Genomic DNA, 18,623 nt, shown 5'->3' with positions numbered 1-18,623 from the left:
CTGAAGGACTTCACCCCGATGACGTACCCGCACGCCCAGCGCCCCGCCGCGCCCGCTTCCGCCCCGGCCGACACGAGCCCGGCGGCCCGCGCGGACCACGCCACCCGTCCCGTCCCGCTCGGTGAGCTGTTCGCCGGGTGGGTGACGCGTGATCCGCACGCCCCCGCGGTGACCGACGGTCGGCGCACCTGGTCATACGGAGAACTCGCGCGGCGGGCCGGCCGCCTTGCCGCCCACCTCGTCGGCAGCGGCGCCGGACCGGAGCGGACGGTGGCGCTGGTCCTGCCGCGCTCGATGGAACTGATCGCCGCCGAGCTGGCCGTGGCCCTGGCCGGTGCCGCCTTCCTCCCCGTGGACCCCGACTATCCGGCCGAACGGCGTGCCCTGATGCTCGCCGACGCCGCACCGGCGGTCGTCCTGGACGACCCGGACCGGGTCCGCGCGCTGATGAGCGCCGGGGGCCAGGAGGCGGACCCGCCCGGGAGCCGGGTGCTCCCCGACCACGCGGCGTACGTCATCTTCACCTCCGGCTCCACCGGCACCCCCAAGGGCGTCACCGTCACCCATCGCGGCATCGGCGCCTTCGCCGCGGCCGCCGCCGAGCGGTACGCCGTCGGTCCGGGCGACCGCGTGCTGCAGTTCTCCTCACCCAGCTTCGACGCCTCCGTACTGGAGCTGTGTGTCTCCGTCCTGTCCGGCGCCCTGCTGGTCGTGCCGCCGGACGGGCCCTGGCTGGGCGACGAACTGGCCGCCGTCCTGGACGAGCACCGCATCACCCACGCCCTCATACCGCCGGCCGCCCTCGCCACCCTGCCCGACCCGGTGGACACCGGCGGCGCGCCGCACCTGCGCACCCTGATCGTCGGGGCCGAGGCGTGCCCGGCCGCGCTCGTCGACCGGTGGGCACCCGGCCGCCACATGATCAACTCCTACGGGCCGACCGAGGCCACCGTCGTCGCCACCTGGACCGGACCGCTCACCGCCGGCACCGGCACACCGGCCATCGGCAGCCCGCTGCCCGGCACCGAGGCCCACGTCCTGGACGCGGCACTGCGCCCGGTGCCGCCCGGCACCGAGGGAGAGCTGTACGTGGGCGGCGACGGGCTGGCCCGCGGTTACCTCGGCCGCCCCGGCCTGACCGCGACCCGGTTCGTCGCCCACCCCTTTGGACCGCCCGGCGCCCGCCTCTACCGCACCGGCGACCGGGTGCGCCACAGGCCGGACGGCGAGCTGGAGTTCCTCGGCCGGGTCGACCGGCAGGTCAAGGTGCGCGGCTTCCGCATCGAACCCGGCGAGATCGAGGCCGCCCTGATCCGTTCCCCCGGCGTCCGTGAGGCCGTGGTCGTGGTCCGCGACGAGGAACCCGCCCGCGGCCGGCTCGTCGGCTACGTCACGCCCGACGATCCGGCCCGCAGGCCGGAGCCCGCCCGGCTGCGCGCCGCCCTCGCCGCCGCCCTGCCCGCCCACATGGTGCCCTCCGCCGTCGTCGTCCTGGACGCGCTGCCGCTCACTCCGCAGCACAAGGTCGACCTGCGGGCCCTGCCCGCCCCCGGCGGCGCGCGGACCGAGGAGCACGTCGAGCCGCGCACCGGCGACGAGCGGGCCCTGGCCGCGATCTGGGCCGACGTCCTCGGCGTCGACGCCGTCGGCGTCACCGACGACTTCTTCGACCTGGGCGGCGACTCGATCCTCGCCGCCCGCACCCTGGCGCGGATCCGGGAAGTCCTCGGCGCCCGGCTCTCCCTGCGCGACGTGTTCACCGCACGGACCGTCGCCGCGCTCGCCCCGCTGGCCGCCGAGCCGTCCGCCGCCGCGCCGCCGGACCCGATCCCCTCCGCCCCGCGCGGAAAGCCCGTCCCGCTCTCCAGCGCCCAGCGACGCCTGTGGTTCCTCGACGACCTCACCGACGGCGGAACCGAGTACAACACCGGCGTGGCGCTGCGGCTGCGCGGCCCGCTCGACACGCCTGCCCTGCGACGCGCCCTGGGCCGGCTCGCCGCCCGCCACGACTCCCTGCGCACCACCTTCGCCACCGTCGACGGACAGGGCGTCCAGCTGATCGCCCTCGAGGCGGTGCTCCCCCTGCGCACCTCCGACGTCGAACACCTGCCCGCCGACCGGCAGGACGATGCCGTCGAACGCCTGCTGACCGAGGAACTGCGCCGCCCCCACGACCTGACGACCGGGCCCCTGACCCGGGCGCTGCTCGTCCGCCGCGCTCCCGAGGACCACGTCCTGCTGCTGGCCCAGCACCACATCGTCACCGACGGCTGGTCGGTCGGCGTCCTGACCCGGGACCTGACGGCGCTCTACCGCGCGGAGGCCTGCGGCGAGCCGGACGGCCTTCCCCGGCCGGGCGTGCAGTACCCGGACTTCGCGCTGTGGGAGCGCGAGCGGCGCACCGGCGACGCGGACGCCGACGACCTCGGTTACTGGAAGCGCCACCTGGCCGACCTGCAGCAACTCGAACTGCCCACCGACCGGCCCCGGCCGGCGGTGCGCACCACCGCGGGCGCGGCACACCGCCACCACCTCCCGGAGCACCTGGTGGACCGGCTGCGGCAACTGGCCCAGGGCCGCGGCACGACCGTCTTCACGCTGTTCGCCGGGGCGGCGGCCGTGCTGTTCTCCCGCTACTCCGGGCAGCGGGACGTGGCGTTCGGGACCGTCACCAACGGACGGGACCGCCGCGAACTGGAGGACGTGACGGGCTTCTTCGCCAACACCGTCGTGCTGCGCGGCGAGGTCGACGACACCGTCACGGTCGACCGGTTCGTGGAGTCCATGCGCGCGACCGTGCTGGACGCCTTCGTGCACGACGGCGTGCCGTTCGACCGGGTGGTCGAGGCACTGGCCCCGCCCAGAGACCCCAGCCGCACTCCGCTGGTGCAGGTACTGGTGGTGCAGCAGGCGGCGCCCGTCCGGCCTCCGCTGGCGGCCGGGGCGCGGATCGAGGAGCATCCGCTGCCCCGCCCGGCCGCCCGCTTCGACCTCGTGCTGGAGTTCGCGCCGCGCGCCGGGGGCGGCTGCGAGCTGACGGTCGAGTACAACACCGACCTGTACGAGGCGGCGACCGCGGCCCGGATGAGCCGGCAGCTGCACCGCCTGCTGGAAGGCATGGCGGACGGCCCGCACCGGACGCTGGCCGAACTGCCGCTGCTGTCGGACGACGAGCGGCGCACGCTCCTCGACTCCTGGAACCCGCCCGCGCCGGCCGGCGACCACGCCGACGGCGCCACGCTCCCGGCGCTGTTCGAGGCGCAGGTGGCCCGAACTCCCGACCGGACCGCCGTGACCTGCGACGAGGCCCGGCTGGACTACGCCGGACTGAACCGGCGTGCCAACCGGCTCGCCCGGCTGCTGACGACGCACGGCGCGGGTCCGGAGTCCCTGGTGGCGCTGTGCCTGCCGCGCTCCGCCGACCTGCTGCCGGTGCTGTGGGCCGTCCTGAAGTCGGGCGCCGGATACCTGCCCGTCGACCCCGGCTACCCGGCCGAGCGGATCCGCTTCATGCTCGCCGACGCGGCCCCCGCCCTCGTCGTCGCCACCCGTGGGACCGCCCACGCGCTCCCCGACGACTGCGAGCCACTGCTCCTGGAGGACGCGCTGCTCCTGGAGGACGTCGAGCCGTCCGATGCCGGTTCCGCCGACCTGACCGCAGACCTGACCGACGCCGACCGGGCCCGGCCACTCGACCCGTCCCACCCCGCCTACGTCATCTACACCTCCGGATCCACCGGCCGCCCCAAGGGCGTGATCGTCACCCACCGCAGCGTGGCCGCGCTGGCCGCCTGGGCCGAGGAGACGTTCGGCCCGCGCGGGCTGGCGCACGTCGTCGCGTCCACCTCCCTCAACTTCGACGTGTCCGTCTTCGAGCTGCTGTGCCCCCTGCTGGCCGGCGGCAGCGTCGAGGTGGTCGCCGACCTCCCGGCCCTCGCCGACAGCCCCGGACCCCGCCGGGCCGGACTCCTCAGCGGTGTCCCGTCCGTACTCTCCCGCGTGCTCGGCGGCGACAGCGCGGTCGAGGCGGACACCGTGCTCCTGGCGGGCGAGGCCCTGCCCGCCCGGACCGTGCGGGACATCAGGGACGCCATGCCCTCGGCCGAGGTGGCGAACATCTACGGCCCGACCGAAGCCACCGTCTACGCCACCGCCTGGTTCGCCGACGGCACCGTCCCCGATCAGGCCCCGCCCATCGGCCGTCCCGTCGCCCGCACCCGCGCCTACGTGCTGGACCGCCTGCTGCGCCCCCAGCCTCCGGGTGTCATCGGTGAGTTGTACCTCGGTGGTGGTGGACTGGCCCGCGGCTACCTGCGACGCCCCGGTCTGACCGCCGCGCGCTTCGTCGCCGACCCCTTCGGCGTCCCCGGCGACCGCATGTACCGCACGGGCGACCTGGTGCGCTGGAGTGCCGACGGCCGGCTCGAGTACCTCGGCCGCATCGACCAGCAGGTCAAGGTGCGCGGCTTCCGCATCGAACTGGGCGAGGTCGAGGAGGCCCTGCGCCGCTGCACGGGCGTCGCCGAGGCCGCCGCGACCGTCCGCGACGGCGACGGCCACCGCCGCCTGGCCGGATACGTCGTCCCCGCCCCCGGCGCCCGCGTGGAACCGGAGGCGGTACGCCGCGAACTCGGGCGCACCCTGCCCGACTACATGGTCCCCTCGGCCGTCGTGGTGCTGCCCGCCCTGCCGCTCAACCCCAACGGTAAACTGGACCGCGGCAGGCTCCCCGACCCGGCGCCGGCCGAACCCGTCACACGCCACGTCGCGCCCCGCACCCCCACCGAACGGACCCTCGCCGCCATCTGGGCCGACGTCCTGCACGTGGAGCGGGTCGGAGCGGACGACAACTTCTTCGCGCTGGGCGGCGACTCCATCCTCAGCATCCAGATCGTCTCCCGGGCCCGGCAGGCGGGCCTCACGATCACCTCGCGGGACGTCTACCGGCACCAGACGGTCGCCGCCCTCGCCCGCTGCGCCGACGAGGCGAAAAGCCGGCGGCCCGCCGCCGCGTCCGCACCCGTCGAGGCGACCGGCTCCGCGCCGCTGACACCCATCCAGCACTGGCTCTTCGACAGTGCCGCCGGGCGGGCCGGGCACTTCGGCCAGACCCTCTCGGTGAAACTGCACGCCGGCGTCGACGCGCGGGCACTCGAAGACGCCCTCAACGACGTGATCGCCCACCACGACGCCCTGAGCTCCCGTTTCCTCACCGACGAGGCGGACGTACGGTGGCTGATCGACGTCCCGGCCGCCCGCTGCCGCCTCGCGCGCCACACCGGTCCGGACACCGACACCCCGCACCTCGGCCCCCACGACCTGCGCCACGGCCCGCTGCTGCGTGCCGTACTGCACGACCGGGGCCCCGGACGGCCGCACGTGCTGCACCTGGCCGTCCACCACCTCGTCGTGGACGGGGTTTCCTGGCGCCTGATCCTCGAGGACCTCGACCGGGCCTACCGCGCCCGCCGCGCCGGCCGGGACGGAGCGGCGGCACTGCCCCCGAAGTCGTCCCCGCTGCGGCACTGGGCCGAGCGCCTCGCCGCGCACGCCGCCGCCGGCGGCTTCGACGACGAGAAGGCCTACTGGACGCGGGCGACCGAAGGCGCCCGGGCCGCCCTGCCGTCGGACCGGACGGGCACCAACACCTACGCCTCCCAGCGCTCGGTGACGGTACGCCTCGGACCCGAGGACACCGACGTGCTGCTGCGCACCCTGCCCGAGACCTACCGCACCCGGGCCAACGACGTCCTGCTCGCCGCCCTCGGCCGGGTGCTGTGCGGCTGGACCGGTCACGACCGGGTACTGGTGGACGTCGAAGGCCACGGCCGCGAGGAACTGTTCGCCGACGTCGACACCAGCCGCACCGTCGGCTGGTTCACCACCCGCCACCCCGTCGCCCTCGCCGTCCCGCCCGAGGCGGACTGGGACGCCGTGCTCAAGCAGGTCAAGGAGCACCTGCGCGCGGTGCCCCGGCACGGCCTCGGCCACGGCGTCCTGGCCCTGCCGGGCCGCGACGCCGCACAGCTCCCGGCGACCACCGCGCAGATCAGCTTCAACTACCTGGGCCGCTTCGGGCTCTCGGAGACCTCCGAGGGGCTGTACGACGGGCCGTTCCGTCCGCTGGAGCTGGACGCCGACGCCTCGGCGTCACGCCCGCACGCCCTGGAGGTCGTGGGGCGGCTGGACGGCGACAGCCTGGAGTTCACCTGGTTCTACTCGGACGAGCTGCACCGGCGGGACACCGTCGCGGACCTCGCCGGACGGTTCGCCGACGCGCTGGCCGGCCTCGCCCGCCACGCGGCCCGGCCCGGCGCCGCCGGACGCACCCCTTCCGACTTCCCGCTGGCCCGGCTCGACCAGACGCACGTCGACCGGATCGCGGGCGAGGACCCCGCAGGCGTGGAGGACGTCCACCCCCTCACGCCCACCCAGGCCGGCATGCTCTTCCACCGGCTCTCGCAGGACGACCGCGGCGTGTACTTCCAGCAGCTGACGTTCGTCCTGGACGGCGTGGAGGACCCGGCCGTGCTGGCGGACGCCTGGCAGCGGGTCACGGACCGCACGCCGGTGCTGCGCGCCCGTGTGGTGTGGCAGGACGTGCCCGAGCCGCTCCTCGTGGTGCAGCGCGGAGCAGCCGTGCCGGTGGAGCGACCGGACTGGCGAGGCCTGACCGACGCCGAGCGGGACGAGCGGCTGCGCGAACTGCTCGAGGGCGACCGCGCCCGCGGTGTCGACCTGACGCGCGCGCCGCTCCAGCGCCTGGTGCTGGCCCGGGTCTCCGACCGCGCGGTCCGTGTCGTGTGGTCCTTCGACCACCTGATCCTGGACGGCTGGAGCCTGTTCCAGGTCCTCTCCGACGTCTTCGCGTGCCACGCCGGCCTGGCGGGCGCCGCGGACGTCCCGCCGCCCGACCGCCGCCCCTTCCGCGACTACGTCGCCTGGCTGCAGGACCGCGCCGAGCGGGCCGAGGCCGAACGGCACTGGCGGACCCGCCTGAACGGCCTGAGCGAGGCCACCGCGCTGCCCTTCGACCGCGAACCCCGCGAGAGCCACCGCGCGGAGTCGACGCGGGCGGTACGCGTCACGGTGCCCGAGACCACCACCCGGGCACTGGAGGGCCTGGCCAGGACGGCGGGCCTGACCGTGAACACCCTCGTGCAGGGCGCCTGGGCGCTGCTGCTGAGCCGCCTGGCGGCCCGCGACGAGGTGGTCTTCGGCACCACCGTCTCCGGACGGCCGCCCGAGCTGCCCGGGGCCGACGCCATGACCGGTCTGTTCATCGCGACCCTGCCCACCCGCGTGACCGTGCCGCGGGACGAGACGCTGCTCACCTGGCTGGGCCGGCTCCAGCAGGAGCAGAGCGAGGACCGCCGCCACGACCACGTGCCGCTGCACCACATGAAAGGGTTCACCGAACTGCCCGAACGCGTCGCCCTGTTCGACAGCATCGTGGTGTTCGAGAACTACCCGGTCGACGACCGTCTCGCCGCCGCGCACGGGCTGCGGCTCAGCGGCCTGGACGGCATCGAGACCACCAACTACCCGCTCAGCCTGGTCGCCTACCCCGGCACGGGGCTCGCCCTGCGCCTCGGCTACGACCCGGAGCTCTTCGACGCCGCCACCGTCGAGCGGATGGCCGAGTACCTCACCGTCCTGCTGGAGGGCTTCGTCACCGCACCTCGGAGCGCGCCCGCTCGCCTGCCCCTGCTGACGGCCGCCCGGCGTGAGCAGGTGCTCCACGCGTGGAACGACACCGCCACCGGTACCCCTGCGGCGACCACCGCGGACCTGTTCGCCGCGCAAGTGCGGCGCACCCCCGACGCCGTCGCGCTGCTGGCCGGCGACGAGCGGCTCACCTACCGCGAACTCGACGACCGGGCCGGGGCGCTGGCCGGCCGGCTGGCCGCGCTCGGGGTCCGTCCGGAGGTCCCCGTCGGCGTCCTGATGGACCGCTCGATCGGCCTCGTCGTCACCCAGGTCGCCCTCGCCCGCCTCGGCGGCGTGTACGTCCCGCTCGACGGCAGGGCGCCGCGGGAGCGGCTGCGCACGATGCTCGGTGAAGCCGGTGCCGACCTGCTGCTCACGGACCGGGCCTGGGAAGAGACGGCTGCGGCCCTCCTCCCGGAAGGCCGTGTGCTGCGGCCGGACGACCCGGACGACACAGCCGCCGCGGTCCCGGAACCCACGGCTGTGCCGCGCGTGCACCCGGACACCGTCCAGTACCTCATGTTCACGTCCGGCTCCACCGGCAACCCCAAGGGCGTGGCGGCGCGGCAGCGGGACGTCGCCGCGCTCGCCCTCGACCGTGCCTTCGCCCGCCACGACCGGGTCCTCGTGCACTCCCCGCACGCCTTCGACGCCTCCACCTACGAGGTGTGGGTGCCGCTGCTGCGCGGCGGCACGGCCGTGCTCGCCCCGCCGGGGGACCTGGAAGCCGCCGCCGTGCGCCACGCGATCACCGAACAGGGGGTGAGCTGCCTGTTCCTGACGGTGGGCCTGTTCCGCCTCCTCGCCCAGGAGGACCCCGCGTGCCTGACCGGCGCGCGCGAGGTGTGGACCGGCGGCGAGGCCGTGCCCGGCTCCGCCGTACGGCGCGTGCTGGACGCTTGCCCGGACCTCACCGTCGTCGACGTGTACGGCCCGACCGAGACCACCGCCTTCGCCACCCGGCGGGCCTTCCGCGCCGGTGACGCGCTGCCCGCGACGCTGCCCATCGGCCGCCCCCTGGACGACACCCGCGGGTACGTCCTGGACAGCGCGCTCCAACTGCAACCACCGGGCGTTCCGGGTGAGTTGTACCTCGCGGGCGCCGGACTCGCCCGTGGCTACACCGGACGCCCCGGCGCGACGGCGACCCGCTACCTGGCCGACCCGTTCGGCCCGCCCGGCACACGGATGTACCGCACCGGCGACATCGTGTGCTGGAGCGCCGACGGCGAACTGCACTTCGTGGGACGCGCCGACGACCAGATCAAGATCCGCGGCTTCCGCGTCGAACCCGCCGAGGTCGAGGCCCGGCTCACCGCGCACCCGGCGATCGCCGAGGCGGTGGTGTCGGTGTCGCGGCACGCGGGCCGCAAGCGCCTGGTCGCCCACCTGGTGCCCGCCCCCGGCGCGGCGGTGCCGCCGGCGGCCGAGCTGCGCGAGAGCCTGTCCGGCGAACTGCCCGACTACATGGTCCCGGCCGCGTTCGTCACCGTGGCGGAGCTGCCCCTGACCGCGAACGGCAAGGTCGACCGGCGACGCCTGCCCGAACCCGACCCGGCGGTGGCGGCCGACGCCGCCTACCGCGCGCCGCGCACCGAAGCCGAGCGGGTGCTCGCCGGTGTCTGGGCCGAACTCCTCGGCGTGGAACGGGTCGGCGTCGACGACAACTTCTTCATGCTGGGCGGCGACTCGATCGTCAGCATCCAGGTCGTCTCCCGCGCCCGCACCGCAGGGCTCGCGCTGACCCCGAGGGACCTGTTCCGGCACCCCACGCTCGCCGCCCTGGCCACCGCCGCGACCGGCGCCGCCCAGGCCGTCGCGGACACCGGCCCGGTGGCCGGCGAGGTCGGACTCACCCCGATCCAGCGCTGGTTCCTCGACGCCGAGCCGCCGCGCCCGGAGTACTTCAACCAGTCCGTGGTCGTCGAGACGGCCCGGGACGTGGACGCCGACGCGCTGAGCGCCGCCCTGACCGCGCTGTGGGCCCACCACGACGCCCTGCGCGCCCGCTTCACCCGCGCCGCGGACGGGACCTGGCACCAGGAGTACGCCGCCCCGGACACCGAGGCCCCCCGGCTGCTGCGGGTCCACGACCTGAACGGACTCGACGCGGGGGCCGCCGAGGAGGCCGAGGCCCGCTTCTCGAAGGAGGCGCACACCGGCTTCCGGCTGGACACCGGCCCGCTGATCGCCGCCCGACTGTTCACCGGCGGGGACCGGACCGCACGCCTGCTGCTGGCCGCCCATCACCTGGTCGTCGACGGTGTCTCCTGGCGCGTCCTTCTGGAGGACCTGGAGACCGCCTACCGGCAGGCCCTGGCCGGCGAGCGGACACGGCTGCCGCAGCGCACGACGTCCGTGCGGGAGTGGGTGCGGCGGCTCACCGGGCGCACCGGCGAGGGAGACCTCGCCGCTCAGCGCGCCCACTGGGAGACCGTGTCGCGGCACTGCGCCGAGCCGCTGCCGGTGGACCTCGACGGCGGCAACACCGCCGCCGACCTGCGCGCGGTGACCGTACGCCTCGACCGCCGACGGACCGACGACCTCCTGCGCAGGGTTCCCGGCGTCTACCGCACCCGCATCGACGACGTCCTGCTGACCGCCCTCGGCCGCGCGCTGGCCGACTGGACCGGCCGCGGCACGGTCGCCGTGGGACTGGAGGGACACGGCCGCGAGGACCGGCTCTTCGACGACCTCGACCTGTCCCGCACGGTCGGCTGGTTCACCAGCCTCTTCCCGGTCGCCCTCGAACTGCCCGAGGGGGACTGGGGCGCCGCACTGAAGTCCGTGAAGGAACAGCTGCGGGCCGTACCCGACCGGGGCGTCGGCTACGGCGCCCTGCGCCACCTGGCGGGCGACGAGCGGCTCGCCGCCGCCCCGCTGCCCGGCATCAGCTTCAACTACCTGGGACGGTTCGACTGGTCGGCCGACGACGGCGCGCTGGTCCGGGCCGTTCCCGGCGGCCTGGGCGGCGCCGAGGACCCCGGGGCGCCGCGTGCGCACCTGCTGGACGTGGTGGCCCGCGTCGAGGACGACGAGCTGGAGATCACCTGGCACTACAGCGGCGGACGCCACCGCGAGGGGACGGTCGCCTCCCTCGCCGAGGGCATGCTGCGGTCACTGGAGGAGATCGTCGCGCACTGCGCCGCCCCGCACGCCGGCGGCCGCACGCCCTCGGACTTCCCGCTGGCCCGGCTCGACCAGGCCGCCGTCGACCGGCTCGTGGGAGACGGACGCACGGTCGAGGACGTGTACCCGCTGACGCCGATGCAGGCGGGCATGCTGTTCCACAGCCTCATGGACCCCCAGGCCCGCACCTACGTGAACCAGGTGCAGGTGGTGCTGTGCGGCGTCACCGACCCGCACGCGCTCGCCGAGGCGTGGCGGCGCACGGCGGACGCGAACCCGATCCTGCGCACCCGCCTGGTGTGGCAGGAGACCGCCGAACCCCTCCAGGTGGTGGAGCGGCGGGCCGTCGTGCCCGTCACCCACCACGACTGGTCCGGGTGGCCCGCCGAGCGGTGCGCGCGGGAGATGGAGTCGTTGCTCGACGCGGACCGGCGGGCCGGGATCGACCTCGGTGCGGCCCCGCTCATGCGGCTCGCGCTGATCCGGCTGGCACCGGACCGGGTGCGCATGGTGTGGACGTTCCACCACGTCCTGCTCGACGGCTGGAGCGCGGCCCAGGTGTTCGACGAGGTGTGCGAGCGGTACGCGGCCCTGACCGCCGGACACCGCCCGCAGGTGCCCGACCGGGCGCCCTTCGCCGACTACCTGCGGTGGCTGGCCGCCCAGGACACCGGTCGTGCGGAGCGCCACTGGCGCGAGACCCTCGCCGGGTTCGCCGTCCCCACCGAACTGCCGCGCGACCGGCGCCCCGCCGAGGCCCACCGCACGTCCTCGTCGGGAACGGTCCGGGTGGCCCTCGGGCAGGATGTGTCGGCGCGGCTGAAGGAGACCGCGCAGCGGGCCGGGCTGACCGTCAACACGGTGCTCCAGGGGGCCTGGGGGCTGCTGCTGCACCACTACGGCGGCGGGGACGACGTCGTCTTCGGCACGACCGTGTCCGGCCGCCCGGCCGAACTGCCCGGCGTGACCTCCATGGTGGGTCTGTTCATCAACACCCTGCCCACCCGGCTGCGGATCGACGGCGGACGCCCCCTGCTGGAATGGCTGCGCGAGGTGCAGGCCGCCCAGTCGGAGGCCCGGCGCCACGACTTCGTCTCCCTCGCCCAGCTGCAGACCTGGAGCGAGGTGCCCGGCGGCACCAACCTGTTCGACAGCATCGTCGTCTTCGAGAACTACCCGTTCGACGAAGGCGCCCTGGCCCGGCACGGGATCGCCGTCGAGCAGGAACGCGACCTGGAGCCGACCAACTACCCGCTCAGCGTGGTCGTCGCCCCCGGCGACGACGTGACGGTGTCCCTCGACTACGACCCGGCGGCCTTCGACGCCGCCACCGTCGAAGGGCTCGGCGCGAGCCTGCGCACACTGCTGACGCGGATCGCCGACGGCGCCGACCACCGCCTGGCCGACCTGTCGGCGCTGGAGGCGGACGACGGGCGCCGCCTGCTGGACCGGCTCGCGGGACCGGTGAGGGGGCTGCCGCACCGCACCCTCCCGGACACCTTCGCGGCACAGGCCGCCCGCACCCCCGACGCCCCGGCCGTGACCGCCGGCGCCGAGCACCTCACGTACCGGCAGCTCGACGAGCGCGCCAACCGGCTGGCCCGCCTCCTGATCGAGGCCGGGGTCGGACCGGAGCGGTTCGTCGCGCTGGCCCTGCCCCGCACCGCCGACCTGGTCGTGGCGCTCCTGGCGGTCCTCAAGAGCGGCGCCGCCTACCTTCCGGTCGACCCCGGCCATCCGGCGGAGCGCCTCGCGTTCCTCTTCGAGGACGTGCGGCCCGACGCGGTGATCACCTGCGCGGAGACCTCCGCGCGGCTGCCGGACGGCCCGTACACGCGGATCGCCCTGGACGACGCGGCCTGCGCCGGGCGTCTGGCCGCCGCGTCCGCCGACCCCGTCGGGGACGGCGAGCGCCGTGGCAGGCTGCTGCCGGACCACCCCGCCTACGTCATCCACACCTCCGGCTCCACCGGCCGCCCCAAGGGCGTCGTCGTCTCCCACGCCTCGGTGGTGGCGCTGACCGACTGGGCCGCCGCCGAGTTCACCGGCCGCGGGCTCTCCCACGTGGTGGCCTCCACGTCGCTCACCTTCGACGTGTCGGTGTTCGAGATCCTCTCGCCGCTGCTGGCGGGCGGCCACGTCGAGGTCGTCCGCGACCTGCTGGCCCTCGCCGAACGGCCCGAGCCGTGGCGTGCGGGACTGCTCAGCGCCGTCCCCTCCGCCCTGAGCCGCCTGCTGGCCGAGGACACCGTGCACGTCACGGCCGGCACCGTCGTCCTGGCCGGCGAGGCGCTGCCCGCCCGCGCCGTCCGCCAGGTGCGCGCGGCGGTCCCCGGCTGTCGGGTCATGAACATCTACGGCCCCACCGAGGCCACCGTCTACGCCACCGCGTTCACTTGCGACCCGGCGGACCCCGACCGGGTCCCGCCCATCGGCCGGCCCGTCGGCGGCGCCCGCGCCTACGTCCTCGACGCACGTCTGCGACCCGTGCCCGTCGGGGCGCCCGGCGAGCTGTACCTCGCCGGGACCGGCGTGGCCCGCGGCTACCTGAACCGGCCGGGCCTGACCGCGTCCCGTTTCCTCGCCGACCGCTTCGGCCCGCCCGGCAGCCGCATGTACCGCACCGGCGACCTGGTCCGCTGGACGGCCGACGGCGACCTGCTGTACCTCGGCCGGACCGACGACCAGGTGAAGGTGCGCGGCTTCCGCATCGAGCTCGGCGAGGTGGAGGCCGCGCTGGCCCGGCACCCGCAGGTGGCCGCGGCCGCCGCCCGGGTCGTGGAACACGACGGCCACAAACGCCTCGTGGGCTACGCCGTGCCCCGCGGCGGCGCCCCGGCCCCGGCCGACCTGCGTGCCTTCCTCGCCCGGACGCTGCCCGACCACCTGGTACCGGCGGTCGTGGTGGAGCTGGAGCGACTGCCGCTGGGCGCCACCGGCAAGCTGGACCGGCGGGCCCTGCCCGAACCGGTGTGGTCGGCCGCCACCACCACGGGGGGCACCCGGCCGCCGCGCACCGCCACCGAGCGGACGCTCGCCGCGATCTGGTCCGAGGTGCTGGGCGTGGCCGGCGTGGGCGCGACGGACAACTACTTCGCGCTCGGCGGCGACTCCATCCTCGGCATCCAGATCGTCTCCGCTGCCCGCCGGGCCGGACTCGCGCTGACCCCCCGGCACCTCTTCCAGCACCAGACGGTCGCCGAACTGGCCATGGCGGTCGAGGAGTTCCCGGCCGCGACGGTCAGCGCCGAACAGGGTCCGGTCGTCGGAGACGTCCCCCTCACGCCCGTACAGCACTGGCTGTTCGACACCCTCACCGGCGACCCGGCCCGCTTCACCCAGACGGTCTCCTTCGAGCTGGCGTCCGACACCGACGAGACGCTGCTGCGCGCCGCCCTCGCGGCGGTGCTGGAACAGCACGACGCGCTGCGCATGCGCTACGAACCGGCCGGCGACGGACGATGGCGCCAGCACGGCACCCCGCCCGGCGCCGTGCCGCACCTCGAGGTGCACGACACATCCGAGGCGCCGGCCGTCGTGGCCGCCGGCCTGTGCTCCGGATTCGACCTGACACGGGGGCCGCTGCTCAAGGCCGCCCTGTGCCGCCCGGACGACCACCGGCCGCCCGTCCTGCTGCTGGCCGCCCACCACCTGGTCGTCGACGCGGTGTCCTGGCGCGTGATCCTGGAGGACCTCGACGCCGCCCACCGGGCACTGCGTGCCGGTGTCACGCCCGATCCGGGGGCGAAGACGACCTCCTTCCGCACCTGGGCCCGGCGCCTGGCGGCGCACACCGCCGACGGCGGTTTCGACGACGAGATCGCGCACTGGAGCGGCCTGCGCCCCACCGACCTGCCGACCGACCTCACCGGCGGCAACACCGCCGCCCACGAGGAGACCGTGACGGTGAGCCTGGGCGGCGAGGACACCCGTCGGCTGCTGAAGGACGTGCCGGACGCCTACCGCACCCGCGTCAACGACGTCCTGCTGTGCGCCCTCGGCCGGGTCCTGGCCCGCTGGACGGGACAGGACCGGGTGGTCGTCGCGCTGGAGGGCCACGGCCGCGAGGACCTCTTCGACGACGTCGACCTCGCCCGTACCGTCGGCTGGTTCACCACCATGTTCCCCGTGGGCCTCGACGTGCCCCGCGACGCCGACCTCAAGACCGCGCTGAAGACGGTCAAGGAGAACCTCCGGGCCGTGCCGCGCGGGGGAGTGGGCTACGGCGCGCTGCGTCACCTGCACCCCACGGCGGGACGTGAGCTGCCCGGCCTGCCGCAGGTGGGCTTCAACTACCTGGGACAGCAGGACTGGAACGCGACCGAGGGCGGTCTGCTGCGCGCGCCCCACGGCGGGCTGACCGGCGGTATGGACCGCTCGGCGGACCGGCCGCACCTCATCGACGTCCTCGGCCGGGTCACCGACAAGCGGCTGGAGCTCACCTGGTCGTACTCCCGGCAGGTGCACCGGCACGACACCGTCGCACGCCTCGCGGAGGAGACCGTGGAGGAACTGCGGCGGATCGTCCGGCACTGCGCCGAGCCGGACGCGGGTGGCCGCACCCCGTCGGACTTCCCGCTGGCCGCACTGGACCAGGCGGCCGTCGACCGACTCGCCGGCGACGGGCGTGACGTGGCGGACGTCTACCCCCTCACCCCCACGCAGACCGGCATGGTCGTGCACGGCATGGACGAGCCCGGCGAGGGCCTGTACGTCGAACAGATCACCTTCGTCGCGGACGGCGTGCGCGAGCCCCGGCTGCTGGCGGCCGCCTGGCAGCACGTCGTGGACCGCACGCCCGTGCTGCGGACCGCCGTGGCCCTGGGCGAGGCCCCGGTCCCCCTCCAGACCGTGCACCGCCGCGTCACCCTGCCCGTCACCGAACTCGACTGGAGCGGCCTGGACCCGGCGCGCCGGGACACCGAACTCGAGCGGCTGCTCGACGAGGACCGCGCCCGCGGCATCGCCCTGGACCGCCCCCCGCTGCTGCGCGTCACCCTGATCCGGCTCGGCCCCGACGAGGTGCGTGTGGTGTGGACCTTCCACCACGTCCTGCTGGACGGGTGGAGCGTCTTCCACGTGCTGTCGGACGTGATGGCCGCGCACGCCGCGCTCGCGGCCGGCGCCGAGCCGCGGCTGCCGCAACGGCGGCCCTTCGCGGACTACGCCGCCTGGCTGGCCGGCCGGGACACCGCCGCGGCCGAGGAACACTGGAAGGCCGCCCTCGCCAACCACGCCGCACCCACCCCGCTGCCGTACGACCGCAGGCCCGCCCCGGGCGCCGCCACCCGGTCGGGGACCTGGCTGTCCCAGCGGCTCGGCGCCGAGCGCACGGCCCGGCTGACGGACTTCGCCCGCCGCCACCGGCTCACCCTCAACACGCTGGTGCAGGGCGCCTGGGCGCTGCTGCTGGCGCGCTTCAGCGGCGAGCGGGAGGTGTGCTTCGGCACCACCGTCTCCGGCCGGCCCGCCGACCTGCCGGGCGCCGACACGATCACCGGCCTGTTCATCACCACCCTGCCCGCGCGGGTCACCGTGGACGAGTCCACGCCCTGCGCCGCATGGCTGCGGGAGCTCCAGGCCGCCCGCGCGGAGGACCGGCGCTTCGACCACGTTCCGCTGACGGACCTCCACCAGTGGAGCGAACTCCCCCCTGGAACATCCCTGTTCGACAGCCTGCTGGTCTTCGAGAACTACCCGGTCGGCGACGCCACGGCCGGCGCGCACGGCGTGCGCATCCGGGACCTCGACGCCCGTGAGGCCACCAACTACCCGCTCACCGTGGTGATCTCGCCCGGCGACGAGCTGAGCGTGGAACTCGGCTACGACCCCCGGTACTTCGAGGAGACCACGGCCCGCGCCCTGGCCGCCCGGCTGATGCACACCCTGACCGCCCTGGCCGCATCCGGTGACCGGGTGCCGTTGCACGCGGTCGAGGTGCTGCCGCCCGGTGAACGGCACCGGCTGCTGCACGGCCCCGTACGCCCGCAGCTGCCGCCGGTGACCCCGGCGACGCTGCCCGCGCTGATCGAGGCCGCGGCCGACCGGTGGCCCGACCGAACCGCCCTCGACACGGGGGAGTCGCTGCTGACCTTCAGCGAAATGGAGGCACGCGCCGACCGGCTGGCGCACCGGCTCATCGCACGCGGGGCCGGGCCCGGCGACATCGTCGCGCTGGTCCTGCCGCGCTCGGTGGACATGGTCCTCGCCCAGCTCGCCGTGGCCAAGGCGGGCGCCGCCTTCCTCCCGGTGGACCCCGGCTACCCGGCCGAACGGGTCGCGCTGATGCTGCGCGACGCGGACCCCGCCGTCACCCTCACCGCCGAGGAGGTCGCCGGCCTGCTCGCCGCGCAGCCCGACGGCACACCCGGCCACCGGCCCACCGACACCGACCGCGTCCGCCCCCTCCACCTCGACGACCCGGCGTACGTCATCTACACCTCCGGCTCCACCGGCACCCCCAAGGGCGTCGTCGTCACCCACCGCGGACTGGCCGGCTTCGCCGCCGCCGAGGCCGCGCACTACCAGGTCCGCGCCGCGGACCGCGTCCTGGCCTTCGCCACGCCCAGCTTCGACGCCTCCGTGCTGGAGCTGTGCATGTCCCTGCCGAGCGGCGCGGCCCTCGTCGTACCGCCGCCCGGCCCGCTGCTCGGCGCCGAGCTGGCGGACGTACTGCGCACCGCGCGCATCACGCACACCCTGCTGCCGCCCGCCGCGCTCGCCACCCTCCCGCCGGACGCCCCCGGCACCCTGCCGGACCTGCACACCCTGATCGTCGGCGCGGACGCCTGCCGGGCCGAACTGGTCGCCCGGTGGGCACCGCACCACCGCATGGTCAACTCCTACGGGCCCACCGAGGCGACCGTCGTCGCCACCTGGTCCGACCCGCTGGAACCGGACGGCACCGCGCCACCCATCGGCCGCGCGCTGCCCGCCACCGGCGCCTACGTCCTCGACGCACGTCTGCGCCCCGTCCCCGACGGCGTGCCCGGCGAACTGTGGCTCGCCGGACCGGCCCTGGCCCGCGGCTACCTGGGCCGCCCCGGCCTGACGGCGACCCGCTTCACCGCCGACCCGTTCGGACCGCCCGGCAGCCGCATGTACCGCACCGGCGACCTGGTCCGGCGCGACACCCGCGGCGAACTGCACCACCTCGGACGCACCGACCACCAGCTCAAGCTGCGCGGCCACCGCATCGAGGCCGGCGAGGTGGAGGCGGCCCTGGTACGCCACCCGGCGGTGCTGGACGCCGTGGTGAGCATCCGGGAGGACGAACCGGGGCTGCCGCGCCTGGTGGCCCACCTGCTCGTCGCGCCCGGCGCCGAGCCGCCCGCCGGCGCGGAGCTGCGGGCCTTCGCCGCCCGCACCCTGCCCGGCCCCATGGTGCCCTCGGCGTTCGTGACGCTGGACCGGTTCCCGCTCACGGAGAACGGCAAGACCGACCGGGCCGCGCTGCCCGCGCCCGGCCCCCGGGCGCAGGAGCGGACCGCCGGGCACGTGCCGCCCCGCACACCCACCGAGGAGGCCGTGGCCGCCCTGTGGGAGGAGGCCCTGGGGACCGCAGTGGGCGCCGAGGACGACTTCTTCGCCCTGGGCGGCGACTCCCTGCGCGCCCTGCTCATCGCCTCCCGCGCGGGCGACACCTTCGGCGTGACCCTCACGCCCCGCGACGTCCTGGTCCACCGCACCGTCGCCGCCCTGGCGGACCTGGTGGAGGAACAGGTGCTGAGCGAACTCGAAGACGCCGTACGCGGCGACAGCGACCACGAAGAACGGTGAGGACC

1 protein-coding gene is annotated in these 18,623 nt (G+C 75.5%); it reads left to right on the top strand.

All coding sequences use genetic code 11. The features are described from left to right. Positions 1 to 18 precede the first annotated feature (18 nt). Positions 19 to 18,618, top strand: coding sequence for a non-ribosomal peptide synthase/polyketide synthase (locus AB0I73_RS16655; RefSeq protein ID WP_363037933.1), 18,600 nt, complete (start codon positions 19 to 21; stop codon positions 18,616 to 18,618). The last annotated feature ends 5 nt before the right edge of the window (positions 18,619 to 18,623 follow it).

It is taken from the genome of Streptomyces sp. NPDC050388, assembly GCF_040655635.1.
GTDB lineage: Bacteria > Actinomycetota > Actinomycetes > Streptomycetales > Streptomycetaceae > Streptomyces.
Note: the sequence above shows the minus strand (reverse complement) of the source record. Positions and strands in the feature narration are given on the sequence as shown.

Bases quoted from the DNA above. Each gene is read 5' to 3' on its own strand.
- AB0I73_RS16655 (WP_363037933.1), top strand. From the start codon at position 19: ATGACGTACCCGCACGCCCAGCGCCCCGCCGCGCCCGCTTCCGCCCCG.